24 protein-coding genes, 3 rRNA genes and 2 pseudogenes are annotated in these 25,164 nt (G+C 44.2%); 17 read left to right on the forward strand and 12 right to left on the reverse strand.

Annotated elements, in window-relative coordinates; translation table 11 throughout:
• Positions 1 to 84: 84 nt before the first annotated feature.
• The gene (locus tag ONZ52_RS20510; RefSeq protein ID WP_265220512.1) at positions 85 to 540 is read right to left on the reverse strand and encodes a GNAT family N-acetyltransferase; all 456 of its coding nucleotides are present in this window, start codon (positions 538 to 540) and stop codon (positions 85 to 87) included.
• Between the two features lie 130 nt (positions 541 to 670).
• Here ONZ52_RS20510 and ONZ52_RS20515 point away from each other — a divergent pair, with 130 nt between their 5' ends.
• The gene (locus ONZ52_RS20515; protein ID WP_265220513.1) at positions 671 to 1,132 is read left to right on the forward strand and encodes a GNAT family N-acetyltransferase; all 462 of its coding nucleotides are present in this window, start codon (positions 671 to 673) and stop codon (positions 1,130 to 1,132) included.
• Here ONZ52_RS20515 and ONZ52_RS20520 read toward each other — a convergent pair.
• Positions 1,129 to 1,392, reverse strand: coding sequence for a DUF3820 family protein (locus ONZ52_RS20520; RefSeq protein WP_265220514.1), 264 nt, complete (start codon positions 1,390 to 1,392; stop codon positions 1,129 to 1,131). The genes ONZ52_RS20515 and ONZ52_RS20520 overlap by 4 nt on opposite strands.
• A gap of 47 nt (positions 1,393 to 1,439) precedes the next feature.
• A complete protein-coding gene (locus ONZ52_RS20525) occupies positions 1,440 to 2,330 on the reverse strand; it encodes a LysR family transcriptional regulator (RefSeq protein ID WP_265220515.1) in 891 nt (296 codons plus the stop codon).
• Positions 2,331 to 2,513: 183 nt separating this feature from the next.
• Here ONZ52_RS20525 and ONZ52_RS20530 point away from each other — a divergent pair, with 183 nt between their 5' ends.
• The gene (locus ONZ52_RS20530) at positions 2,514 to 3,629 is read left to right on the forward strand and encodes an S-(hydroxymethyl)glutathione dehydrogenase/class III alcohol dehydrogenase (RefSeq protein WP_265220516.1); all 1,116 of its coding nucleotides are present in this window, start codon (positions 2,514 to 2,516) and stop codon (positions 3,627 to 3,629) included.
• A gap of 80 nt (positions 3,630 to 3,709) precedes the next feature.
• Positions 3,710 to 4,540, forward strand: a complete 831-nt coding sequence (gene fghA / locus ONZ52_RS20535) for an S-formylglutathione hydrolase (protein ID WP_265220517.1) — start codon at positions 3,710 to 3,712, stop codon at positions 4,538 to 4,540.
• Positions 4,541 to 4,913: 373 nt separating this feature from the next.
• Here the strand turns inward: fghA and ONZ52_RS20540 are convergent, their stop codons facing one another.
• Positions 4,914 to 5,540 carry a hypothetical protein gene (locus ONZ52_RS20540; protein ID WP_265220518.1) on the reverse strand — a complete coding sequence of 209 codons (627 nt, stop codon included), beginning with the start codon at positions 5,538 to 5,540 and terminating at the stop codon, positions 4,914 to 4,916.
• Between the two features lie 225 nt (positions 5,541 to 5,765).
• Here ONZ52_RS20540 and lptM point away from each other — a divergent pair, with 225 nt between their 5' ends.
• From lptM to trxA, 6 genes and pseudogenes are all read left to right on the forward strand, one after another.
• Positions 5,766 to 5,882, forward strand: coding sequence for an LPS translocon maturation chaperone LptM (lptM, locus tag ONZ52_RS20545; RefSeq protein WP_265220519.1), 117 nt, complete (start codon positions 5,766 to 5,768; stop codon positions 5,880 to 5,882).
• Positions 5,883 to 5,896: 14 nt separating this feature from the next.
• Complete coding sequence (gene lysA / locus ONZ52_RS20550) at positions 5,897 to 7,150, forward strand: diaminopimelate decarboxylase (RefSeq protein WP_265220520.1); 1,254 nt, start codon at positions 5,897 to 5,899, stop codon at positions 7,148 to 7,150.
• A 10-nt stretch (positions 7,151 to 7,160) separates the two neighbouring features.
• Positions 7,161 to 7,991: a diaminopimelate epimerase gene (dapF, locus tag ONZ52_RS20555; RefSeq protein ID WP_265220521.1), complete on the forward strand. Its 831-nt coding sequence runs from the start codon at positions 7,161 to 7,163 to the stop codon at positions 7,989 to 7,991.
• Between the two features lie 8 nt (positions 7,992 to 7,999).
• A complete protein-coding gene (locus tag ONZ52_RS20560; RefSeq protein ID WP_265220522.1) occupies positions 8,000 to 8,665 on the forward strand; it encodes a DUF484 family protein in 666 nt (221 codons plus the stop codon).
• Positions 8,662 to 9,372: an HAD family hydrolase gene (locus ONZ52_RS20565; protein WP_265220523.1), complete on the forward strand. Its 711-nt coding sequence runs from the start codon at positions 8,662 to 8,664 to the stop codon at positions 9,370 to 9,372. Before ONZ52_RS20560 ends, ONZ52_RS20565 begins: the two co-directional genes overlap by 4 nt.
• Before the next feature lie 103 nt (positions 9,373 to 9,475).
• Positions 9,476 to 9,803 (forward strand): annotated as a pseudogene (gene trxA / locus ONZ52_RS20570) (thioredoxin TrxA).
• A gap of 69 nt (positions 9,804 to 9,872) precedes the next feature.
• Here trxA and ONZ52_RS20575 read toward each other — a convergent pair.
• Entirely contained in the window at positions 9,873 to 10,952 is a 1,080-nt protein-coding gene (locus ONZ52_RS20575) for a peptidoglycan DD-metalloendopeptidase family protein (protein WP_321160395.1), read from the reverse strand.
• Complete coding sequence (locus ONZ52_RS20580) at positions 10,859 to 11,329, reverse strand: hypothetical protein (RefSeq protein ID WP_265220524.1); 471 nt, start codon at positions 11,327 to 11,329, stop codon at positions 10,859 to 10,861. The genes ONZ52_RS20575 and ONZ52_RS20580 overlap by 94 nt, the downstream gene beginning before the upstream one ends.
• A gap of 107 nt (positions 11,330 to 11,436) precedes the next feature.
• Here ONZ52_RS20580 and tyrS point away from each other — a divergent pair, with 107 nt between their 5' ends.
• The 4 genes from tyrS (at position 11,437) to rrf (ending at position 18,248) form a co-directional block, all read left to right on the forward strand.
• Positions 11,437 to 12,741 carry a tyrosine--tRNA ligase gene (tyrS, locus tag ONZ52_RS20585; protein WP_265220525.1) on the forward strand — a complete coding sequence of 435 codons (1,305 nt, stop codon included), beginning with the start codon at positions 11,437 to 11,439 and terminating at the stop codon, positions 12,739 to 12,741.
• Between the two features lie 433 nt (positions 12,742 to 13,174).
• Positions 13,175 to 14,717: ribosomal RNA gene (locus ONZ52_RS20590) — 16S ribosomal RNA — on the forward strand.
• Positions 14,718 to 15,049: 332 nt separating this feature from the next.
• Positions 15,050 to 17,938: ribosomal RNA gene (locus ONZ52_RS20595) — 23S ribosomal RNA — on the forward strand.
• A 195-nt stretch (positions 17,939 to 18,133) separates the two neighbouring features.
• Positions 18,134 to 18,248, forward strand: a 5S ribosomal RNA gene (gene rrf / locus ONZ52_RS20600).
• Together the 16S, 23S and 5S rRNA genes form the textbook arrangement of a ribosomal RNA operon.
• 823 nt (positions 18,249 to 19,071) lie before the next feature.
• On the opposite strand, the pseudogene ONZ52_RS20605 reads toward rrf, so the two are convergent.
• Positions 19,072 to 19,231: pseudogene (locus ONZ52_RS20605) on the reverse strand (YqaE/Pmp3 family membrane protein).
• A 225-nt stretch (positions 19,232 to 19,456) separates the two neighbouring features.
• Here ONZ52_RS20605 and ONZ52_RS20610 point away from each other — a divergent pair.
• From ONZ52_RS20610 to ONZ52_RS20625, 4 genes are read left to right on the forward strand one after another with little or no spacing between them, the layout of a single operon-like run.
• Positions 19,457 to 19,636: a hypothetical protein gene (locus tag ONZ52_RS20610; RefSeq protein WP_265220526.1), complete on the forward strand. Its 180-nt coding sequence runs from the start codon at positions 19,457 to 19,459 to the stop codon at positions 19,634 to 19,636.
• Positions 19,602 to 19,934, forward strand: a complete 333-nt coding sequence (locus tag ONZ52_RS20615; RefSeq protein WP_265220527.1) for a hypothetical protein — start codon at positions 19,602 to 19,604, stop codon at positions 19,932 to 19,934. Before ONZ52_RS20610 ends, ONZ52_RS20615 begins: the two co-directional genes overlap by 35 nt.
• Positions 19,935 to 19,987: 53 nt before the next feature.
• Positions 19,988 to 20,350 (forward strand): hypothetical protein, encoded by a 363-nt coding sequence (locus tag ONZ52_RS20620; protein ID WP_265220528.1) that lies wholly within the window; start codon positions 19,988 to 19,990, stop codon positions 20,348 to 20,350.
• The gene (locus ONZ52_RS20625) at positions 20,344 to 20,697 is read left to right on the forward strand and encodes a hypothetical protein (RefSeq protein WP_265220529.1); all 354 of its coding nucleotides are present in this window, start codon (positions 20,344 to 20,346) and stop codon (positions 20,695 to 20,697) included. Before ONZ52_RS20620 ends, ONZ52_RS20625 begins: the two co-directional genes overlap by 7 nt.
• Positions 20,698 to 20,755: 58 nt before the next feature.
• Here the strand turns inward: ONZ52_RS20625 and ONZ52_RS20630 are convergent, their stop codons facing one another.
• From ONZ52_RS20630 to pyk, 5 genes are all read right to left on the reverse strand, one after another.
• On the reverse strand, positions 20,756 to 21,229 hold the full coding sequence (locus ONZ52_RS20630; RefSeq protein ID WP_265220530.1) for an Lrp/AsnC family transcriptional regulator: 474 nt from the start codon (positions 21,227 to 21,229) through the stop codon (positions 20,756 to 20,758).
• A 245-nt stretch (positions 21,230 to 21,474) separates the two neighbouring features.
• Complete coding sequence (gene purK / locus ONZ52_RS20635; RefSeq protein WP_265220531.1) at positions 21,475 to 22,539, reverse strand: 5-(carboxyamino)imidazole ribonucleotide synthase; 1,065 nt, start codon at positions 22,537 to 22,539, stop codon at positions 21,475 to 21,477.
• Between the two features lie 3 nt (positions 22,540 to 22,542).
• Entirely contained in the window at positions 22,543 to 23,034 is a 492-nt protein-coding gene (gene purE, locus ONZ52_RS20640) for a 5-(carboxyamino)imidazole ribonucleotide mutase (protein ID WP_265220532.1), read from the reverse strand.
• Positions 23,035 to 23,208: 174 nt separating this feature from the next.
• Complete coding sequence (locus tag ONZ52_RS20645) at positions 23,209 to 23,679, reverse strand: methylglyoxal synthase (protein WP_265220533.1); 471 nt, start codon at positions 23,677 to 23,679, stop codon at positions 23,209 to 23,211.
• 6 nt (positions 23,680 to 23,685) lie between these two features.
• A complete protein-coding gene (gene pyk, locus ONZ52_RS20650) occupies positions 23,686 to 25,134 on the reverse strand; it encodes a pyruvate kinase (RefSeq protein ID WP_265220534.1) in 1,449 nt (482 codons plus the stop codon).
• Positions 25,135 to 25,164: the final 30 nt, after the last annotated feature.

A 25,164-nucleotide genomic window follows, 5' to 3' on the forward strand; every position in this document is an offset into this window, starting at 1 on the left:
ATAAAGTCTAACGCTGTTATTCAGCAGTCGTAATGCACAGATGGGAAAATTAATGAAGCAGACTGTAATGGCGCAATGACGCCGTTAAAGGCTTCTGGTCATAAATACACTGTAAGGATCAAGTTTGTAATCGGAGAAAGGGCCACATTCAGTAAAGTCATGCTTGGCGTAAAGTTTTCTAGCTGGCGCGAAGAAGTTTTGTGATCCTGTTTCTAGGCTGATTCTATTGAGTCCTTTTTGCTTGGCTGCATCGAGAATATGGCGTAGTAAGTTAGAAGCAATGCCTTTGTTGCGGGCTGCGCTGGTAGTGCGCATAGACTTAATTTCGCCATGTGTTTCATCCAGTACCTTGAGCGCGCCACAGCCGAGTAATTGGCTACCTTCCCAAACCGTCCAAAAGGTAATGTTTGGTTTTTTTAATCCGTCTAAATCTAATGCAAAAACGCATTCAGGCGGTGATGCGGCGAACATGTCTTTAAGGTGTTCGGTGAGTATTTGTTTGACTTCTGGGCCGGATAAGTCATCGATTCTGATGTCCATTGGGTGTATATCCTTTGTTTTTGAGTTCAAAAATAAAGCAATTTTTGTACCTTAATTAGCTTTTTTTAGTCGTTAAACAAAAGTGTATACTGCTTATTTAAATAGGCACTAGATGAGCGAAAGGTTTGAAATGACAGATTCATTAAGTTTACGACCTGTTGAGATGGCCGATGCCGATCTTTTGTTGCTGTGGCGTAATGATCCAGACACCCGCCAAGCCTCTCATAATAGCGATGAAGTGACGCTTGCGTCGCATCTTGTTTGGCTTGAGTCTTCGTTAAGTGACCTGTCAAAAAGGCGTTTGTGGATAGCCGAAGTCGATGGTGTCGCGGTGGGCACTTGTCGAGCAGATCGAATGGCTGGTGTTTGGGAGTTGTCTTGGACGGTTGCACCAGAAGCGCGCGGAAAAGGCGTTGCTCACCGCATGCTGTCCAAATTGGTGCTGTACTTTAAGGAACCGCTGGTGGCGCAAGTGAAAGTTGGTAATATGGCATCGATAAAAGTCGCTGAACGCGCTGGATTTGTCTTAGATAAACAAGAACAGGGAGTGCTGTTCTATGTTTATCCTAATGCCTCTTTTAGGGCAGACTAGTCGTCAAAGCGAATACGAATTTTCGGTTCGTTTGGCTTTTTCACGGTTGGTTTACGCAGTGGATCGACTAGTTTTTCCAATCCATTGATTTTGATTTCTAATGCCAGTTGCAGCCATTGGCCTAGGTTGCCATTGGGCCAGCCTTCATGGGCGAACCAAAGTAAATAGGCTTCTGGTAGATCGATTAAAACTCGACCTTGATATTTGCCAAAGGGCATGGTTTGACGGGCTACTTGTATCAAATCTTCTTGAGAAAACATGCGGCTTACTTATTCGTGAATGTGGGGAGTATTTAACCATAGAGTATTTATTTGGCAAATGGCGGATCGTCTCTAAACCGTTGAATTAAATAATCACAAATACTTTGTAATTTCGGTGAGGGTTGGCGAACTTTTGGGTAAACAAGCCAAACACCACTGTACGGATACTGATATTGCGTTAGCAGCGGAATGAGCTTGCCGCTGGCAAGATCATCGACTACATAATAGTCAGGCAGTTGCGCAATGCCCAAGCCTTTACGTACGGCATCTAATAAGGCGGGGCCAGAGTTACTGCGCCATTGGCTGGCGACCTTCATTTCTTTACGTTGCCCATCTTGTTGAAATAGCCAATGACTTTTGGAGCCAATTAAGCAGCTGTGTTTGTTTAATTCCGCTAATGTATGTGGCATACCGTGTTGATCGATGTATTCTCTTGATGCGCAAAGGTATTCTTCTCTGTCACATAATCGCCGTGATAAATGGCTGGAATCCTTCATGGCGCCCATACGAATCGCCAGATCATAACCTTCTTCGATCAAGTCCACCGGGCGATTGGTAAGATGAAAGTCCAATTCAATCTTTGGGTGATGCAATAAAAAATCATTCATCAAAGGTGCAATGTAGCGTTCACCAAAGGTGGTGGCGCAGGTCATTTTGAAGGCACCAATGGGGGCTTGATTTAAGGTCGAAATCATTTCTTCGGCACTGCTTAATGCTTCGGGTAAACCTCGACAGTGTTGATAATACAGTTCACCCGCGTCGCTTAAACGGATGCGTCTTGTGGTACGAAATAGTAATGTCGTGCCTAGCTCCGCTTCAAGTTGCGTGATCAAGCGACTGATGTGTGACGCCGATACACTCAGTTTCGTCGCCGCGGCGGAAAAGCTGCCTTGCCGAACCACTTCAATAAAAGCCTCCATGGCTTCCCAATTTTTCATAATTTGCCCCTTGAGATGGAAAAAAACTGTTTATTTTGTTATATTATAACTCAAAAAGGCTGTTTTGAAATGATTGTTGCTGTATGGCAAGAATCATTTTCCAAATCGAGCATTATCCTTGTAATCATTTGCGTCTACACTGGTGGTATCGAAAATGAATCTAAACACACTTTGGAGTGCGCTATGAAATGTAAAGCTGCTGTTGCTTGTACTCTGTGCCAACCACTGAAAATTGAAGAAGTGGACGTTCAAGATCCGCAAAAAGGTGAAGTGCTTGTGCGCATGGTGGCAACAGGCGTTTGTCATACAGATGCGTTCACCTTGTCTGGTGAAGATCCAGAAGGCATTTTCCCTGCGATTCTTGGTCATGAAGGTGCTGGTGTTGTTGAAGTCGTAGGCGAAGGTGTTACCACGCTTAAAGTGGGCGATCACGTTATTCCACTTTACACAGCAGAATGTGGCGAGTGTAAATTCTGTAAGTCTGGTAAGACTAACCTTTGCCAAGCTGTTCGTGTGACTCAAGGGAAAGGCCTAATGCCAGATGGCACGAGCCGTTTCAGCATCAATGGTGAGCCAATTTATCACTATATGGGTACCTCTACTTTCTCTGAGTACAGTGTGGTTCCTGAAATTTCTTTGGCGAAAATCCACGTTGACGCGCCACTAGAAAAAGTCTGCTTGCTAGGTTGTGGTATCACGACTGGTATCGGCGCCGTACTCAATACGGCGAAAGTGGAAGAGGGCGCGACGGTTGCCGTCTTTGGTTTGGGGGGCATTGGTCTGTCGGTTATCCAAGGTGCTCGCATGGCAGGCGCGTCTCGCATTATCGCGATTGATATCAATGAATCTAAATTCGAAATGGCGAAACAGTTCGGCGCGACTGATTGCATCAATCCAAAGAAATTCGATGCGCCCATTCAGCAAGTTATCGTTGATATGACCGACGGCGGCGTAGATTACTCATTCGAATGTATTGGTAACGTACAAGTGATGCGTCAAGCGCTTGAGTGCTGTCATAAAGGTTGGGGCGAATCCATCATCATCGGTGTGGCCGGTGCTGGCCAAGAAATCTCCACTCGTCCATTCCAATTGGTTACCGGTCGAGTCTGGAAGGGTTCTGCTTTTGGTGGCGTAAAAGGCCGCAGTCAATTGCCAGGTTACGTAGAAGACTACATGAATGGCAAGATCGAAATTGATCCATTCGTGACGCACACCATGCCGCTTGAGCGTATCAACGAGGCGTTTGATTTGATGCATAAAGGCGAAAGTATTCGTACTGTCATTCTTTTCGACAAGTAAGCCCTTGATAAATAACCGTGATCACATCGTTTTGATAAGCCCGCTAAGCGGGCTTTTTTAACATAACAAAGGAGACAGCGATGGAATTGTTATCCAGTACCAAAAGCTTTGGTGGTTGGCTAAAGCGCTATAAACATGAAAGCTTATCTGTAAAAGGCGACATGACGTTTGCTATTTACCTGCCACCACAAGCTGAAACGCAAAACGTCCCGGTTTTGTATTGGTTATCCGGCCTGACGTGTACCGACGAAAACTTTACCCAAAAAGCGGGGGCTTTTCGTAAAGCCGCTGAGTTAGGTTTAGCGATTGTTTGTCCAGACACCAGTCCGCGCGGCACAGACTATCCGAATGAACATGAAAGCTACGACTTCGGTTCTGGTGCGGGCTTTTATATCAACGCCACGGTGGAACCTTATTCGAACACTTACCACATGTATGATTACGTGGTGCAAGAGCTGCCGCATTTGGTAGAAACCAACTTCCCTGTGACAGACAAGCGTTCGATCTCTGGTCACTCAATGGGAGGGCATGGCGCCTTGATTTGCGCGTTGAAGAACCCAGGTAAGTATCAATCTGTCTCTGCCTTTGCGCCCATTGTCAACCCAACCAAATGTCCTTGGGGCGAAAAAGCCTTCACAGGATACTTGGGCGAGGATAAGAGCACTTGGAGTGAATGGGATGCGACTTTGCTGGTGGAAAACGCAAGTGAACGATTACCATTGTTTATTGATCAAGGCGAAGCAGATAACTTCTTGGTAGAACAACTTAAGCCAGAAGCTCTAGAAACAGCCTGTGAAAAAGCCGGACACCCGATCACGCTACGTCGTCAACCAGGCTACGACCATAGCTACTTTTTTATCGCCAGCTTCATTGATGATCATCTAGAGCATCATTTCAACGCGTTGAGTTAGTTGTTTAATCAAAAAGCCTTGGTTGCTATTGACTGTTTAGCAGGCCAAGGTTTTTTTGATTTGTTTTCTAGGATGAGAACCTTGTTATCAAAAGAGGCTTGTTTGCCTGTAAGGGTAACTTCAAATGGTTGCTCATGTTTATTTTATGGGTTGATCTATATTGAAGGGTGAGTCAGGACCAAGCAATTCGTTGGTGAGTATTTTGGGGGAAATGTTAAGTTCAAAATGAAACAATTTTGAATCTATGCCGCAACCATCAAAAACAATGGCCCATCCTTCTGTGCTACCTTCTTTTGGTAATCGCCAGCATACGCCTTTTATATTGGCATAACGCGTACCATCTGCATCCTCTGTGATTGGGTAGTTAACTTCTTTAGTCAGGCCTTTTAGATACTCTTTCTGTGCTTTTTTCGATTCTGCTATTTTGTCTCTGAGGCTCTTCAGAAAAGATTTTTGTTAAGGTTTCGTCCTTTACATTGGAAGGTAAAGACACATTTGATAAGTCAAGAAGCACTGGTCTATCAGTTCCTAATGAGGAGGCATCAAGAGGCGTAGAACTTAGATCATTGCTGCGTTGTGTATTTTCTGAAAGAGGTTGTGTTTGATCAATGTCGCTGTCTATCTCTTTAGGATCAAATGAGTGATTCTTTTCGCTTAGCTCTTTTCCGCTTATTTTTTCTGTTGCAATGGTTGCAGGAGAAGATGTTTTTTCTGTTGGTTCCGTCCGTGCTGTAGTTTCTGGTTGTAATACTTTTTCTGATGGTTTTGGCTCAACAGTCACAGGTAAATCTTGTTCGTTTGAACGTATTGCGTCGGATGGTGTTGTGACGGAAGGCGTCTCAAGGACAGGCGCTTGTGTTGGTAGTAGTTGTAACTCTAGTGTTAATGGTTGGGCGGTTGTTTTGAACCAATCTTGGCTATCTGATAGTTCAATGACTAGTACATGTATTGCGATAGCACTAACTAGTGCCGCCGCCCATGGCGCAAATTTTTGTTTCATTAGACTTCTTAAAAGGTGCTTCTTACTATGATTGACGATAATTGAGTCCATGGAATGTCTACATCTATGTAGCTTGTGCTAAAAATATAGCAAATTCAACCGCAAGGTCATTACCATTTGTAAAAATATTGAGAAAAGAATATCCATGTAATTGGCTTACTGGGGTTGGGAAACGAACTGGCTGCAAGGTATACTGTGATAATCGAAAATAGAAGAGATAAGACGATGTTTAAGTTGCTTTTAGTATGTGTTTTGGCTGTTTTTCTTACAGCTTGTGGAAATAAGGGTGCGCTCTATTTGCCGAACGACATGACTGATGCAAAACAAGAGTCGTCTTTGTAACTGAGGATTCCCCATTGGATTTTTTTAATTATTCAAATCAGACTCTGCATGCAGAGAATGTTGCGTTGTCAGATATTGCTAGTCAGTATGGCACACCTTGTTATGTGTATTCTCGTGCCACTTTTGAACGCCACTATAAAGCGTATGCTGATGCATTTGCATCGCATCCGACTTTAATTTGTTATGCCGTAAAAGCCTGCTCAAATATTGCAATTTTAAATGTGCTGGCCCGTTTAGGCTCTGGTTTTGATATTGTTTCTATCGGTGAACTTGAGCGTGTGTTAAAAGCGGGCGGTGAGCCTTCGAAAATTATGTTTTCTGGCTTGGGCAAACAAGCAGTAGAAATGCGTCGAGCATTAGAAGTCGGTATTCATTGTTTCAATGTCGAGTCTGAAGCGGAACTGTACCGTTTGGATCAAGTCGCTGGTGAAATGGGGAAAGTGGCGCCTGTCTCTTTACGCGTTAATCCAGACGTGGATGCGAAAACACACCCTTACATTTCGACGGGGTTGAAAGAAAATAAGTTTGGTATCGATATTAAAGACGCGGTGCGTATCTATAAAATAGCTCATCAATTACCCAATTTAAATGTGATGGGTGTTGATTGCCATATCGGATCACAATTGACAGAGTTAAAACCTTTTCTAGATACATTTGATCGTTTAATTGGTTTAGTGGATGAATTGGCTGATGCTGGTATTACTATTAAGCATCTCGATCTAGGCGGGGGATTGGGGGTTCGTTATCGTGATGAAGTGCCGCCAGAGCCTGCTGATTATGCGAAGCTGCTACTTGAAAAAGTAAAAGGTAAAGATTTTGAATTGGCGTTTGAACCTGGCCGTTCTATTGCCGCCAATGCGGGTGTTTTATTAACGCAAGTTGAGTTTTTAAAATGCACGCCGCACAAGAACTTTGCCATTATTGATGGTGCAATGAACGATTTGATTCGTCCCTCTTTATACGGTGCTTGGATGAATATCGTTCCCGTTTCTTTGTTGCCAACGCCTGAAGGTAAACGCAATTATGATCTTGTTGGCCCTATTTGTGAGACAGGCGATTTTTTGGGTAAGGATCGTGAACTTGATATTCAAGCTGGTGATCTTTTGGCGGTTCGTTCAGCTGGGGCTTATGGCTTTACCATGGCATCAAACTACAATAGCCGTAATCGTGCTGCGGAAGTGATGGTAGATGGTGATAAGACCTATTTGATTCGTGCTCGTGAAACGATTGAACATCAGTTAGCTGGTGAGCAAATTTTGCCAGACTAAGGAGTCCGTTATGTTGTTAAAATTTACTAAAATGCACGGACTAGGGAACGATTTTGTGGTCGTTGATGCAGTGTCTCGTAAGGTGTTTTTTAATAAACAGCAAATCGAGAAATTGAGTGATCGTAACTGGGGGATTGGTTTTGATCAGCTTTTGGTCGTCGAGCCGCCAACCAATCCTGATATGGATTTTCGTTACCGCATTTATAATTCGGATGGCAGTGAAGTTGAGCATTGTGGCAACGGTGCTCGCTGTTTTGCTAAATTTGTTTTGGATAGAGAGCTAACGAATAAACGCATTATCAACGTCGAAACAAAACGTGGCGCGATTCAATTGCGTGTTTTGGACGGAGGCTTGGTCACAGTCGATATGGGGGAGCCAAGTTTTGATCCAAACGACTTGCCGTTTACTGCCGAGCCTTCAGATGCGCTTTATAGCATTATGGCTGGAGACGTTGAGTATTTTATGACGCCAGTGTCTGTTGGTAACCCCCATGCTGTCATCAAGGTCGACCAGTTGACTGATGATGAAGTGGCGACTGTTGAGACTCTGATTGAGTGTCATGAGCGTTTTCCTAGAAAGGTGAACGTGGGTTTTATGCAGGTTATTAGTCCTGACGAAATCAAGTTACGAGTTTATGAGCGTGGTGTCGGTGAGACCCAAGCTTGTGGGACAGGAGCTTGTGCAGCGGTTGTTGCGGGTATTAAGCAAGGATGGCTGTCACCTAAAGTCACTGCGCATTTGCGAGGTGGGGATTTGCATATTGAATGGCAAGGTGAAGGTTCACCTATTCTGATGACAGGTCCTGCTGAAAAAGTATTTGAAGGTCAAATATACCTATAAGAGGGGTTATGAGCGAAGAAGAGGTTATTCAATATCTGTCAAACACACCGGAGTTCTTTATCCGGAATGCTGATTTGTTGGAGAGCCTAACGCTTCCTCATCCAGTTAATGGCAAGGTGGTTTCTTTACTAGAATATCAGGTCAATTTACTGCGCAAGTCAACGGCTGATTATCGCGCTCAATTTGAGCGTTTAGTCGAAGTGGCTCGTGAAAACGAGTCAACTATGCAAAAAAGTCGTCGCTTAGTATTAGCTGGACTGACATGCAGTTCTTTGGATGATCTTGTTGTCATTATTGATGATATGGTGAGAGAAGATTTTGATGTGTCTCACCATACCTTAATTTTGTATGGTGAATTTCCTGATAATGCGGTTCGGTCTCATAAATTGGAAGAAAATGAGGCATCTTTGCCTCACACTTCCGGTTTTACTGAGTGTTTCTGTGGTGCCTTGCCAGATAACGAGATGAACTTTCTTTTTTCTGATAGCGCTTCATCAATTCGCTCAGTAGCCGTCTTGCCTCTGCTATCACGAGAAAGTGGCACGATAAAAAAATGTGGTGTCCTTGTGTTGGGAGCAGAAAGTAAATCTGCTTTTGATAAAGATAAGGGGGCTTTGTTTCTTCAATATGTTGCCGACTTATTGAGTGCTATTTTGTTAAGGCTGTTGCCGTGAGTGTGTTGATTACTTTTGATCTCGACAATACTCTTTGGGACGTCTCGCCCGTAATAATGCGAGCGGAATATGCCATGGAATCTTGGTTTGAAGAGCGTTTTCCGGGGTTTTCTCAGCAATATTCTGTTGTTGCGCGAGAAGCGTTAAAAACTAACGTCTTATCTCTAAAACCTGAGATGGCCTTTAATTTGACTGCTGTAAGATTGGCAGTCTATAAGCTTGCGTTAAAACAATTTGGACTACCATCAGAGGAAGCTGAGTCGGTTGCTGGTGCAGCGCTGGCGCATTTTTGTGAGTGGCGTCAAAAAGTGGACCTCTATCCCTATGTTGTCGATGTTTTGGAAGCATTGAAGCAAGATTATGATTTGGCTGTTATTACCAATGGTAATGCAGATGTGTTCCATCCTTACGTTGGTTTGGGGCAATATTTTAGTTTTGCTGTGAGGGCTGATGAAGTCGGCGTTGCAAAGCCTGACGCCAGTGTTTTTCAGATTGCGGCTAAGAAAGCTGGGGTTGATTTGTCTGAGATTATTCATGTTGGAGATCATCCAACAGATGATGTTTTTGGGGCATCAAATGCTGGTGCGAAAAGTGTTTGGTTCAATCGGCATGGTGCGCAGCGTTGGTCTGATGAGTGGGGAGCGCGTTCGCACGCGGAAATACATTCGCTGCTTGAGTTGCCAACCGTTATTCGGTCACTATTATAGTATTTTTCTATTGCTATAATTGATGAGAACTCGTTTTTACCCCTATCATTTAGTGATACACTAGTTGTATTCAATGGTTAAAATAGAATTTTAAGGAATTATTATGAGTGAAAATACAATCCAAATTACTGATGCTCAGTTTGCAGAAGAAGTGCTAAATTCTGATATCCCTGTTATTGTCGATTTTTGGGACTCCATGGTGTGGACCTTGTAAAATGATCGCGCCTGTTTTAGAAGATGTTGCTGCAGAATATGCTGGTAAAGTTAAAGTGGTTAAACTAAACGTTGATGAAAACCAAGAAACTGCACCTAAATACAATGTACGTGGTATCCCTACGTTGCTTGTTGTTAAAGGTGGTGAAGTGGTTGCAACTAAAGTGGGTGCTGTTTCTAAATCTCAATTGATTGAATTTGTTAATGGCGCTATCTAATAGTACTGTTTTGTAAGAACACAAAAAAGCAGCCGTTTGGCTGCTTTTTTGTTTTACTATTCCGGTTGCTTAATTTTTATTGAGTGATGCAAGTTTTTGTGCGAATTCAGGGGAGTGGGAATTTGCGAGTGTTGCAACTACTTTCTTTGCATAAGGCAAATAGTTTTTCAGGTCGTTCTTTGGCATTGGCTCATCATTGGGCAGTTTAACCGTGATCGGATTTTTGTGAGTGCCGTTAATTCTAAATTCATAATGCAAATGGGGGCCTGTTGCCCAGCCTGTTTGTCCGACATAGGCAATAACTTTTCCTTGCTGTACTCTAGCGCCGCGCTTGGTGCCTTTGGCGAAGCCTCTTAAGTGTGCGTACAGAGTTTGGTACCCTCTACCATGATCAATAATTACAACGTTACCATAACCATTTTGCTTGCCTGCGAAAGATATTTTTCCATCTCCGGCCGCTTTTACTGGGGTGCCACTGGCTGCAGCATAGTCTACACCTCTATGAGGCATTGTTGTTTTGAATACTGGGTGTAATCTGTTGGGGTTAAATTTCGAAGAGATCCTCGTAAAGTCAACAGGCGTTCGGATGAAAGCTTTTCGCATTGCAAGCCCATCAGGAGAGTAATAGCTTGATCCTTTTTCTGTTGAGTATCGGATAGCTTGATAAGTGCGGCCATTATTGATGAATTGAGCGGCAATGATGTTGCCATTTCCGATTTTTTCACCATCTAATAACTGTTCTTCGTATAAAACACTGAGGCTGTCGCCTTTGCGTATATCTAAGGCAAAATCGATATCCCAACCAAATATGTTGGCTAGCTCTATAAGGAGTGATTGGTCGATTCCTGACTTCAGTCCATCAACAAATAAAGAGTCGTTTATTTCAGCTTCCTTATATGCTTGGGTCACTTCTGGTGTGCGTGATGTTTCCTTCCTGGTGAATTCATCGCCGACTCGGTCAAACGTAACACTATCTAGGCGGTTGAGTATGAGTGTTAAGCTTGACAGCTCGCCAGACGTGTTATTGGTTTTAAATTGGAGGGTTTGGCCAGGTCTCATTTGAAGCAATGTTTTTTGTTTTGTATCAGCCATGGAGACTTTGTGGATATCTTGTGCTGAGATACCTTCAGCTGATAATAGCTTAGACAGCGAGTCGCCGGATTTAACTTCAACAGTTTGTTCTTTAAATACAGGGGGGCGCTTTTTTGAACTAATGCTTCTGGTGCAGGTATGTCGTGTATGGTTGTCGTTGTTGTCGTTGTTGTCGTATTTGTATTGGTTGTATCTGTTTTTATATTATTGGTAGAGATGAAGGTGTTTGGCACCGCAGTATTTGATGTGGGCGCAAGCTGTCGTAGATCCTGCAGCATAAGCTGTGACTGATCTATCACCTCAAAGTTTGCTTCAAGTGATATGGTGTTTTTATCTTCAATGTCATCATCAGGGAGTGCGACTAACACCACGGCTAGAAAGGCACTTACCATAGCGATTGAGAGTAAATGTTTTGCTGGTAATAATTTTGTCAAAATGTGCACCCAAAAAATCTTCAATAAGCCCTTATAATCCTACCAATATTACTTTTATAATTGAATGCTTAAATTAAGATAAACTCACTAGGATATGGATCAAAATAATGACTGTAAGCAGTAAAGACCTCTTAAATGACTTGCAAGCTCGTGGGCTTATTGCCCAAATGACGGCAGAAGATGAATTAAAAAAACATCTTGATGGTGAAAGTCGTACTCTTTATTGTGGTTTTGATCCAACGGCAGACAGTCTGCATCTAGGGCATCTTGTGCCTTTATTGGTATTAAAACGCTTTCAAGACGCTGGTCATAACCCTATAGCATTAGTTGGTGGTGCCACAGGTCTCATTGGTGATCCCAGTTTTAAAGCCGCTGAACGTCAACTAAATACGGCTGATGTTGTAGCTGGCTGGGCCGAAAAAATTCGAGGTCAAGTTAGCCAGTTTATAAAATTTGACAGTGTGTCAAATCCCGCGCGCGTTGTGAATAATCTTGACTGGGCTGGCAAGATGAGTGTGTTGGATTTTTTGCGTGACATAGGAAAACATTTTTCTGTTAATGCCATGATCAATAAAGAGTCTGTACAGCAACGTTTAAATAGAGAAGGCGCAGGAATTTCTTTTACAGAGTTTTCCTATGCTTTATTGCAAGGAATGGATTTTGCGGAGCTAAATCGAGTTTATGGCTGTACCCTTCAGATTGGCGGTAGTGATCAGTGGGGAAATATTGTTGGTGGTATTGATTTGTCTCGTCGCCAAAATCAATCACAAACTTTTGGTTTGACGGTTCCTTTGGTAACAAAAGCTGACGGAACAAAGTTTGGTAAAACAGAATCTGGAGCGGTTTGGTTGGATGCCTCCAAAACCAGTCAGTATGCTTTTTATCAGTTTTGGCTAAACACAGCCGATGCTGATGTGTATAAATTTTTAAAGTTTTTCACATTTTTAAGCCTTGAAGAAATTGCTGCAATCGAAAAATCTGATCAAGAGAGTGCAGGGAAACCACAAGGTCAATTGATTTTAGCTCGTGAAGCAACTCGCCTGGTACACGGTGAAGACGGATTGCAAGCTGCAGAGCGTATTACTAATGCTTTATTTAGTGGTGAGGCGGATCAGTTAAGTGAAAAAGATCTAGAGCAAATTCAGCTTGATGGTTTACCAAGTAGCTCGTTAGCTGGAATTAATCTGTCTGAAACGCCACTTACTAGTTTGATGGCGGATGCTGGGTTAGCTGCGAATGGGAAGCAAGTGAAGGATGCACTTCAGCGTGACTCTATTTTTGTTAATGGTGTTGCAAAAGGATTAAGCGATAACATGGCTGCAGCAGATATTTTTACAGCCGCAAATGGTTACTTTGGAAAATACTTCCTAGTGAAGCTGGGCAAGAAAAAACACCACTTGTTCGTACTATAACGATGGTATGTTAGCCGCTGATAAAGATGAAAGTGCTCAGGCGCCTTCATCTTTATCAAGTATTAATTAAAAATTTTCAAAATATCTTAAAAAAAGGTTGCACAAAATCTGTAGATCCTTAATATACGCCCTCGCTGACACGGACAAGGCTTCAGAGCAACGAAGATCAAGTTCAACTTCCTAGAAAACCTAGTAAGAGATTAAAGTCAGCCAGCTCTTTAAAATAGATAATCAGATAATTTGTGTGGGCGCTCGCTGGAGGCTTCAGAAGATTGTCTGGATTGGTTTTTAACTGATTCGAGATGGTCAAAAAAATTGAAGTCTTGCGAAACGTCTAACACGTCAATTCGCTTTATGTTGTTTCGTTGTTCTTCGGGATGATGAAATGATTAAGTTATTGTTAGTGTAATAGATTTTGAGTAAGCAAACTTTTTAACTGAAGAGTTTGATCATGGCTCAGATTGAACGCTGGCGGCAGGCTTAACACATGCAAGTCGAGCGGTAGCACGGAGAAACTTGTTTCTTGGGTGACGAGCGGCGGACGGGTGAGTAACGCGTAGGAATCTACCTAGTAGAGGGGGACAACATGTGGAAACGCATGCTAATACCGCATACGCCCTGAGGGGGAAAGGAGGGGACTTTTCGGAGCCTTCCGCTATTAGATGAGCCTGCGTGAGATTAGCTAGTTGGTAGGGTAAAGGCCTACCAAGGCGACGATCTCTAACTGGTCTGAGAGGATGACCAGTCACACTGGGACTGAGACACGGCCCAGACTCCTACGGGAGGCAGCAGTGGGGAATATTGGACAATGGGCGCAAGCCTGATCCAGCCATGCCGCGTGTGTGAAGAAGGCCTTAGGGTTGTAAAGCACTTTCAGGGGTGAGGAAGGGTGATTGGTTAATACCCAATTATCTTGACGTTAGCCCCAGAAGAAGCACCGGCTAACTCTGTGCCAGCAGCCGCGGTAATACAGAGGGTGCAAGCGTTAATCGGAATTACTGGGCGTAAAGCGCGCGTAGGTGGTTTGTTAAGTCGGATGTGAAATCCCAGTACTCAACCTTGGAATGGCACCCGATACTGGCAGGCTAGAGTATGGTAGAGGGGTGTGGAATTTCCTGTGTAGCGGTGAAATGCGTAGATATAGGAAGGAACATCAGTGGCGAAGGCGACACCCTGGACTAATACTGACACTGAGGTGCGAAAGCGTGGGGAGCAAACAGGATTAGATACCCTGGTAGTCCACGCCGTAAACGATGTCTACTAGCCGTTGGGTTGTAATGACTTAGTGGCGCAGCTAACGCAATAAGTAGACCGCCTGGGGAGTACGGCCGCAAGGTTAAAACTCAAATGAATTGACGGGGGCCCGCACAAGCGGTGGAGCATGTGGTTTAATTCGACGCAACGCGAAGAACCTTACCTACTCTTGACATCCAGAGAAGAACGCAGAGATGTGTTTGTGCCTTCGGGAACTCTGAGACAGGTGCTGCATGGCTGTCGTCAGCTCGTGTTGTGAAATGTTGGGTTAAGTCCCGTAACGAGCGCAACCCTTATCCTTACTTGCTAGCGGGTAATGCCGAGAACTTTAAGGAGACTGCCGGTGACAAACCGGAGGAAGGTGGGGACGACGTCAAGTCATCATGGCCCTTACGAGTAGGGCTACACACGTGCTACAATGGCGTATACAGAGGGCTGCGAACTTGCGAGAGTAAGCGAATCCCAGAAAGTACGTCGTAGTCCGGATTGGAGTCTGCAACTCGACTCCATGAAGTCGGAATCGCTAGTAATCGTGAATCAGAATGTCACGGTGAATACGTTCCCGGGCCTTGTACACACCGCCCGTCACACCATGGGAGTTGATTGCTCCAGAAGTAGGTAGTCTAACCGTAAGGAGGACGCTTACCACGGAGTGGTCAATGACTGGGGTGAAGTCGTAACAAGGTAGCCCTAGGGGAACCCGGGGCTGGATCACCTCCTTAAACGATAGAAACCTCTGGTGAGCGTTCACACAAATTATCTGATGGTATGAGTTAATGATTATTCATTGGCGAGATACAGTATCTAGTTTAGAAAGCTTAGCGACAAAGCTTTAAGCAAGACACTAAACAAAGCGTCACGCAAGTGATGGTTTAGTCTCTGACTTAGTGCTTTGCACTAAACTTGCTCTTTAACAATTCGAATTTTGAAATAGACGATAATCAAGCGTCAAACCGGTGGAAAGCATCTTTAACCTAGATGACTTTCTAAATCGTAAATCCAGAGGGGTACAAAAGCCCTTTGGTATGTGATCCGAAACTATTTTGGGTTATATGGTCAAGTGACCAAGCGTGCACGGTGGATGCCTTGGCAGTCAGAGGCGATGAAGGACGTGGTAATCTGCGAAAAGGTTCGGGGAGTCGATAAACAGGCTTTGATCCGAACATGTCCGAATGGGGGAACCCACTCTACTTGTAGAGTATCCCACAGTGAATACATAGCTGTGAGGAGGCGAACGAGGGGAACTGAAACATCTAAGTACCCTTAGGAAAAGAAATCAACCGAGATTCCCTAAGTAGCGGCGAGCGAAAGGGGATTAGCCCTTAAGTGGTTTTGGTGTTAGTAGAAGGCTCTGGAAAGTGCCGCGATAGAGGGTGATAGCCCCGTATACGAAAACACCTTAATCATGAAAACGAGTAGGACGGGACACGTGTTATCCTGTCTGAATATGGGGGGACCATCCTCCAAGGCTAAATACTCCTGACTGACCGATAGTGAACCAGTACCGTGAGGGAAAGGCGAAAAGAACCCCTGTGAGGGGAGTGAAATAGATCCTGAAACCGTGTACGTACAAGCAGTGGGAGCGGACTTGTTCCGTGACTGCGTACCTTTTGTATAATGGGTCAACGACTTATTTTCAGTAGCAAGGTTAAACATGTAGTGGAGCCGTAGGGAAACCGAGTCTTAATAGGGCGTTTAGTTGCTGGGAATAGACCCGAAACCGGGCGATCTATCCATGAGCAGGTTGAAGGTTGAGTAACATCAACTGGAGGACCGAACCCACATCCGTTGAAAAGGCTGGGGATGACTTGTGGATAGGAGTGAAAGGCTAATCAAGCTCGGAGATAGCTGGTTCTCCTCGAAAGCTATTTAGGTAGCGCCTCGTATCTCACCATTGGGGGTAGAGCACTGTTTGGGCTAGGGGGTCATCCCGACTTACCAACCCCATGCAAACTCCGAATACCAATGAGTGCAATTACGGGAGACACACGGCGGGTGCTAACGTCCGTCGTGGAAAGGGAAACAACCCAGACCGTCAGCTAAGGTCCCAAAGTTACAGTTAAGTGGGAAACGATGTGGGAAGGCTTAGACAGCTAGGAGGTTGGCTTAGAAGCAGCCATCCTTTAAAGAAAGCGTAATAGCTCACTAGTCGAGTCGGCCTGCGCGGAAGATATAACGGGGCTAAAACTGTACACCGAAGCTACGGATGCTTAGTTTACTAGGCATGGTAGAGGAGCGTTCTGTAAGCCGTTGAAGGTCAAGCTGTAAGGCAGGCTGGAGGTATCAGAAGTGCGAATGTTGACATGAGTAACGATAAGGGGAGTGAAAAACTCCCCGCCGGAAGACCAAGGTTTCCTGTCCCATGTTAATCAGGGCAGGGTGAGTCGGCCCCTAAGGCGAGGCAGAAATGCGTAGTCGATGGGAAACAGGTTAATATTCCTGTACTCGTGCATATTGCGATGGAGAGACGGAGAAGGCTAGGCCAGCACAGCGATGGTTGTCTGTGTTTAAGGCGGTAGGTTTAGGGCTTAGGCAAATCCAGCCCTTTTAAGACCGAGAACTGATGACGAGTCCCTCTTTTGGGCGAAGTGGTTGATGCCATGCTTCCAGGAAAAACTTCTAAGCTTCAGATATGCAGGAACCGTACCCCAAACCGACACAGGTGGTCAGGTAGAGAATACCAAGGCGCTTGAGAGAACTCGGGTGAAGGAACTAGGCAAAATGGTACCGTAACTTCGGGAGAAGGTACGCCGGCCGGTGTGAAGGACTTGCTCCGTAAGCACTAGTCGGTCGAAGATACCAGGTGGCTGCGACTGTTTATTAAAAACACAGCACTCTGCAAACACGAAAGTGGACGTATAGGGTGTGACGCCTGCCCGGTGCTTGAAGGTTAATTGATGGGGTTAGCGCAAGCGAAGCTCTTGATCGAAGCCCAAGTAAACGGCGGCCGTAACTATAACGGTCCTAAGGTAGCGAAATTCCTTGTCGGGTAAGTTCCGACCTGCACGAATGGCGTAACGATGGCCACACTGTCTCCACCCGAGACTCAGTGAAATTGAAATCGCAGTGAAGATGCTGTGTATCCGCGGCTAGACGGAAAGACCCCGTGAACCTTTACTATAGCTTCACAGTGAACTTTGAACCTACTTGTGTAGGATAGGTGGGAGGCTTTGAAGCGGTGACGCCAGTTACCGTGGAGCCACTCTTGAAATACCACCCTGGTATGTTTGAGGTTCTAACTCAGGTCCGTAATCCGGATCGAGGACACTGTGTGGTGGGTAGTTTGACTGGGGCGGTCTCCTCCCAAAGAGTAACGGAGGAGCACGAAGGTGTGCTCAGCATGGTCGGAAATCATGCATAGAGTGTAAAGGCAAAAGCACGCTTAACTGCGAGACAGACACGTCGAGCAGGTACGAAAGTAGGTCTTAGTGATCCGGTGGTTCTGTATGGAAGGGCCATCGCTCAACGGATAAAAGGTACTCCGGGGATAACAGGCTGATACCGCCCAAGAGTTCACATCGACGGCGGTGTTTGGCACCTCGATGTCGGCTCATCACATCCTGGGGCTGAAGCCGGTCCCAAGGGTATGGCTGTTCGCCATTTAAAGTGGTACGCGAGCTGGGTTTAGAACGTCGTGAGACAGTTCGGTCCCTATCTGCCGTGGACGTTTGAGATTTGAGAGGAGCTGCTCCTAGTACGAGAGGACCGGAGTGGACGAACCTCTGGTGTTCCGGTTGTCACGCCAGTGGCATTGCCGGGTAGCTATGTTCGGACGGGATAACCGCTGAAAGCATCTAAGCGGGAAGCCTCCCTTAAGATAAGATCTCACTGGAACATAAGTTCCCTAAAGAGCCGTTCGAGACTAGGACGTTGATAGGTTGGGTGTGTAAGTGCTGTGAGGCATTGAGCTAACCAATACTAATTGCTCGTGAGGCTTGACCATATAACACCAAAGTGGTTTTGGATGAGAAGAGTGAAGGCTCAAGATCATCAAAATGACAAAGACACATAGTACGATAGAAACTGGTTTGACCTTGGTTATCGCTATTTCAAAATGAATTGTTAAAGATCCAAGCACGTATTCGCGTGTTTTGGTGAGGCCACAAAACCCCAGCCAGAACAAAACGCAACAGAATTGCTTGACGATCATAGAGGCGTTGAACCACCTGATCCCATCCCGAACTCAGAAGTGAAAAGCGCCATCGCCGATGGTAGTGTGGGAGATCCCATGTGAGAGTAGGTCGTCGTCAAGCTTTATATTAAGAGAAACCCCATCCTACTCAGTAGGGTGGGGCTTTTTCGTTTCAGGGACGTAGCATGATCCTTCCCACGTGCGTGTGGGACTCTTTATCAAAGACACGCATGTGAGAGTAGGTCGTCGTCAAGCTTTATATTAAGAGAAACCCCATCCTACTCAGTAGGGTGGGGTTTTTTCGTTTCAGGGACGTAGCATGATCCTTGCCACGTGCGTGTGGGACTCTTTATCAAAGACACGCATGTGAGAGTAGGTCGTCGTCAAGCTTTATATTAAGAGAAACCCCATCCTACTCAGTAGGGTGGGGTTTTTTCGTTTCAGGGACGTAGCATGACCCTTCCCACGTGCGTGTGGGGACTTTTATCAAAGACACGCATGTGAGAGTAGGTCGTCGTCAAGCTTTATATTAAGAGAAACCCCATCCTACTCAGTAGGGTGGGGTTTTTTCGTTTCAGGGACGTAGCATGACCCTTCCCACGTGCGTGTGGGGCTCTTTATCAAAGACACGCATGTGAGGGATAAGCGTCGTCAAGCTTTATATTAAGAAGGCCCTGATAGCTAACGCTGTCAGGGCTTTTTTCGTCTCAAGGAAAGGGGCCGAGGTGCATCACCATCACCTTGGTATTCGCTTCGCTTTTGACGACCTAAAGGCCGACAGGTTATTCGATTTTTGTAGGTCGTGGCCTTAGCCCGACACTACGTGACAAGCATGTGAGAGTTTTTATATTAAGAAGGCCATGATTACTCGCGGTTTAAAGCTATAAACTCCAATTAGTTAGAGTAATTGCTACTATAAGAAAGTTCTTGTTATGGATACCTACTTAACGTCTCGCTATAATCCAAACAGCATGTACTATGCACTGGGATATAGCCCAGTATGGTTAGTAATATGTTTAACCAGAAGGCACCACCAATACCCACTTGTAGGAAGACACCAAGTGGTGGCAGAAGAATGGCAAATAAAATTCTAATTAAATCCATGTCATCTAACCTTATGAATAATGTTTTTTGATTTCACGATTAGTTTATCTGACCGTTATGTCATTAGCTAATTAAGTGACGAACCCTTTACGTTATTTACAGGAATATGAGTAAGCCTTACCTTGTTAAAGATTTTATAAAGTTTAGAGTCAGATATTTTTGTTATCCAGTATTCAGCTGTTTTTGCAAACATGCTGTGAGTGAAATTATAAATAGAACACTTTTATGATAGATAAAGAAGAACAAAAGAAGGTAGATAGACAGAATATTTTTAAGTTAGTTGTCTCTCAGTTTTTAATCAATCTAGGAGATGTCTTGATCAATCCAAAAGTTACCTTGCCATGGTTGTTACAAAGCTTGGGAGGCTCCTTTGTACCTGTTAGGCTGGTTGGTGCCAATACGTGAATCTGGCTCTTTGTTGCCGCAGTTAATTATTGCGCATTTCATTTACAAAGTGAAAATACGAAAGTGGGTTTGGGTGTTGGGCAGTCTTATTCAATCTCTATGTGTCATGATGATAGGGTGTGCTGCTTTGTTACTTGAAGGAGCAAGCGCAGGCTGGATAATTATTGTTGCATTGATGGTATTTAGTGTAGCAAGAGGGCTTAATTCTGTAGCGTCGAAAGATGTGCTTGGTAAGACTGTGGTGAAAAATAAGCGTGGAAGGGTGACTGGATGGTCTTCTAGCGCTTCAGGCTCATAACAATAGGCATAGCTGTTTGTACGTTATTTTTCTTCGATAGTCTTCAAGGTGATGTGAGCTTTTATGTTTGGGGGATTGTGGCTGCTACAATGATTTGGTTATTTGCCGCTTTGATTTATTCTTTGGTTCAAGAGCCTTTAAGTGAAGTTAGCGACAAGAGGGCAAATCTTATTGATGTATTTAAAGAGTTTAGGCTATTAAGAACTGATTCGGTGTTTCGCGAATTCGTTATTGCTCGTTCGTTATTTTTATGTGCAGCTTTGAGTGCTCCTTATTATGTGTTGATTGCCCAACAGAAATCCGATAGTGCTGTGTTTGTGTTGGGTATATTTATACTGGTGAGTGGCTTAGCTTCTCTATTTTCATCTCCTTTTTGGGGTTTTTTTCGGATAACTCCAGTCGAAAAGTTATGTTGATATCTTCTCTATTAGGATCATTATCAGGTATTGCTTTATTTTTAAGCATCAAGTTATTACCAGAAACATTTTCTGTGGTCTGGCCTGTTGCTGTTCTATATTTTATTTTAAGTGTGGCGCATCAAGGCGTGAGAATTGGGCGTAAGACATATTTAGTTAATCTAGGTGAGGGGAATAAGCGAACCAGTTATGTATCTGTAAGCAATACCATCATTGGCATTGTTTTATTAGTCATGAGTGGTATCAGTTTACTGACTTATATGATTTCGTTGGAAGGGCTGATTTTAATCTTTTCGATGATTGCTTTGATTGGCTGTTTTATAGTGATTCGTTTGCCTGAAATTTAACTAAAAAGCGACTGTCGTGCTGTTGGATAGCCGTCGCTTTTTAAGTGTACCAGAGCGATTAGTTAGGTAATGGAATGGATGGAGCATGTTTAATTCTGTTTAAGACAACGGTAGAGGTTAAGTCTCTTACACAGGGAAGTTTAGCAAGAGATTCACTTAAAAATGTTGAAAGAGAGGGTAAGTTTTCACTGATCACTCTTAACCAATAGTCCGCTTCTCCACTGACAGAATAGCATTCAAGTATTTTAGGAATATCAATAATCGCCTGCTGGAATTGTATATCTGAGTTTTTGCTGCCCTTATCAAGCGTCACACTGACAAATGCCGTCACTTGATAACCTAACTCGCTTGCATTAAGTTGAGTAAAATAAGCTTCAATAAGATTGCTTTGTTCTAGTCTCTGTAAGCGTCTTGAGCATTGAGAGGGTGATAGATTGATTTGCTCTGATAATGCGACGTTAGTCAGCCTTGCGTTTGTTTGGAGTGCTTTAAGCAAACGCCAATCATAGCTGTCTAATTCAATGTGATTCATTCAAGATTCCTTATCAGTATCTTATGCACTGTTATTTTTATATAGGCTCAATGGTTTAAGCCTTAGTGCTTAGAATAAGGGGTTTTATAAAGTAAACAAGTAAAAAAACGTTTTATTTGCTGTATTTTAAACATTTTCTTGCACTTTTCTAGCGTTCTTAATTGAAGTGGCGTCATAAAAAATGCCGCACATCGTTGTTGATGTGCGGCATTTCTATATTTTTATCTAAATGGATAAAGAGGTGATTATTTTGGCAGGTTTTTGGCTAACCATGTCAGTGCATCAGGGTAAGGTGATGGTAGTTCTAATCCTGTTAACGCCGTTTGTAATACCGAGTAATTGCCGGAACAAAAATTGAGATGTCCTACTTTTCTTCCTGGACGCACTTCTTTTTTATACCAGTAAAGCTCTAAACCTTGAAGATTTAGCCAGTCATAGTTTAAATCAACGCCAATTAAGTTGACCATCATGCTTTGATTTTTCACCTCAGCAGGCGCTAATGGAAGACCTGTGACAGCTCTCACATGATTTTCAAACTGACATATGCTTGCGCCAGCTTGTGTCCAATGCCCGCTGTTGTGGACCCTTGGGGCAAGCTCGTTAATAAGCAGTTCATCATCTACACGGAAACACTCCATCGCCATTACGCCGACGTAGTTTAAAGCCTCCATAAGCTTGCTAAGCATGGCTTCTGCTTTACTTTGCAAAGGCTTCAAGCGCTCTAAGGGGGAAATAGACGCGTATAGGATGCCGTTAATATGAAGATTAAGTGTTAGAGGGTAAAAGTGCATTTCACCATTTTTGCCTCGAACACCAACTAATGATACTTCTTCATCAAAATTAATGGCTTGTTCCGCAATAGCGTGGCCTTTCCAATCTTCAGGTATCTCAATGCCTTCAGATTGTTTTAACCAATACTGACCTCTGCCATCATAACCACCTCGGCGACGTTTCATCAGAACCCGTTCACCTAATGTCTCGTGGGCTTTTGCGGCTGTGGAGTCTGCTTCAACAGAAAACCATGGTGCTGTTGCTAGCTCAAGACGATCTAGCCATTGTTTCTGGGTTAGACGATCGGCCAGTTGTGGAAAGGTGGCTAGGTTGACAAAATTGCTATGTGTCGCAAGTTGTTTGGTGGCTACGGTTTCTGGCCATTCTTCTCTTTCAGCTGTCACAATATCAGTTGGACCTAGTGCTAAAGTCTCGGTTGACTCTATATCAACTGGACGCACATCAATACCGAGTGGAGTTCCGGCTTGTTTTAGCATGGCGCCTAACTGGCCAGCACCTAATACCCATAGAACGGACATAATTTAAGCCTCTCTTGGGTCTGGGTTTGCTAAAACACTTTCAGTCTGGTGTTTTCTAAAAGCATCTATTTTCTTGGCAAGTTCGGGATTAGAAATAGCAAGAATCTGACAGGCTAGTAAACCGGCGTTAAAAGCACCCGCATTACCGATGGCTAGGGTACCAACAGCAACGCCTTTTGGCATTTGTGCAATAGATAGCAGGCTATCCATGCCATTTAACGCTTTGCTTTGTACCGGTACGCCAAGCACTGGTAAGTGAGTGTGTGCAGCAACCATACCTGGCAGGTGCGCAGCACCACCGGCACCACCAATAATGACTTTAAACCCTTTTTCTGCAGCACTTTCTGAAAATTCTGCAAGTTTGACTGGTGTTCGGTGAGCGGAAACAACTTCTACATGGTAGCTTACGCCAAGGATGTCCATGATTTCTGCGGCATTTGCCATTGTTTCCCAATCGCTTTTTGATCCCATTATTAGGGCTACATCTGCTTGCAAAATTATTCTCCTACTGGTGTGTTCAACGTGGTGCTGGGGGATACGTCGAATTTAGCAATGAATTAGTGGTGTATATATGTGGCCTAACACATTTATGAACGACAGGATTTTAGCCGATTTTGAAGGAAACCGCGAGCTTTGGGGGAGCAGTATCAGTAGGAGAAAAAAGAGCGACTAGAGTCGCTCTTGGAGGTATTTTTCATAATCCGGAACTTGTCGTTCAAATTCGTTTTCGAATAAAGGCGACGTTACCAAAAAATTGGCGGAAGAAACACTACAAGCAATCGGGATATTCCATACAGCCGCAACTCGAAGCAGAGCCTTAATATCAGGGTCATGAGGCATTGGTTCAAAAGGGTCCCAGAAAAAGATCAACACATCTATTTTGCCTTCCGCAATTAGGCCACCAAGTTGTTGGTCGCCACCAAGTGGACCGCTAATTAGAGACTGTACAGGAACATTTAATTGCTTTTGCATTAAGTTGCCTGTCGTGCCTGTTGCCATGAGATTATGCTTAATCAGCTTTTCTTTGTGTATTTCAGCCCATTTGATCAGTGCTGGCTTCATATTATCATGAGCAACCAGAGCGACATTTTTGCGCTCTGGTGTCGTGATGGTTTTTTGCTGTAAGGTTTTGCTTTTCACTGCGAATTATTCCTCACCAGCACCAACTTTTACGACTTTCATCATGTTTGTAGTGCCATAACTTACCAAGTGATCGCCTTTTGTAACTATCACAAGATCACCGTCTTTAATTAGACCAAGTGACTTAACATGGTCAACCAAGCCAGCCACAATGGTATCTACATTAAATTCTTGTGAAGAGAAGGCTACAGGTGTAACGCCGCGATAAAGGTTTACTTTATTAAGGGTTGCTTGGTTTGGCGACAAGGCATAGATTGGTAAACCAGAGCTAATGCGTGACATTAACAATGGTGTTGTCCCTGAATCCGTCAAGCTAATGATGGCTTTAACGCCTTCCAAATGGTTGGCCGCATACATAGCGGACATTGCGATGGTTTCATCGATACTTGTAAAAGTAACATCAATGCGGTGCTTAGAACGGTTGATTGCTGGTTGCTTTTCAGCGCCCAAGCAAACGCGGTTCATGGTTTTAATGACTTCTTCTGGGTACGCACCTGCTGCTGTTTCGGCAGAAAGCATAACGGCATCTGTGCCATCAAGCACAGCGTTAGCAACGTCAAATACTTCCGCTCGGGTTGGCATAGCGCTGGTGATCATGGTTTCCATCATTTGTGTTGCCGTAATAACAGGGCGGTTCAACTGACGGCAGCGTTTGATCATGTGTTTTTGTACGCCAATCAATTCAGCATCGCCAATTTCAACGCCTAAGTCGCCACGAGCAACCATGACAGCATCAGATGCGAGAATAATAGCATCTAATGTTTCGTTATCAGCAACCGCTTCTGCACGTTCAACCTTGGAAACAATGCCAGCTTTTAAACCTGCTGCTTCTGCTAATGCACGTGCTTCATGCAGATCGTCGGCGCAACGAGGAAAAGAAACGGCTAGATAATCAGCCTTAAGGGCTGCTGCTGTTTTGATGTCTTCTTTATCTTTGTCGGTCAATGCGGCGGCAGACAGTCCACCACCTTGGCGGTTTATCCCTTTATTATTGGATAAGGCGCCACCAACGATGACTTTAGTGATAACTTCTTGTCCCTTTACGTCTAATACTTCAAGAACAACTCGTCCGTCATCGAGTAATAAAACGTTGCCTGGCTGAGAGTCTTTTGCCAGTTGCGGATAGTCAATACCAACACGCGTTTCGTCGCCGCTATTTTTGTCAAAACCTACATCTAGGATAAAAGTAGCGCCGTCTTTCAATTCCACTTTTGTGTTCTTAAAGCGAGCGATACGAATTTTTGGGCCTTGTAAGTCACCAAGAATAGCCACATGACGACCATTCTTTCTTGCCATCTCACGAACAACTTCAGCACGATTGATATGGTCTTCAGGCTGACCATGAGAGAAGTTTAAACGAAACACGTTGGCACCAGCCAAAATCAGTTTCTCAATCATTTCTGGAGAGCTGGAAGCAGGGCCTAATGTGGCAACAATTTTAGTTCTACGAGTCATTTTATTTACCAAAGATTAGAAAGCGTGAAG

Source organism: Marinomonas rhodophyticola (assembly GCF_026113935.1).
Taxonomy (GTDB): domain Bacteria; phylum Pseudomonadota; class Gammaproteobacteria; order Pseudomonadales; family Marinomonadaceae; genus Marinomonas; species Marinomonas rhodophyticola.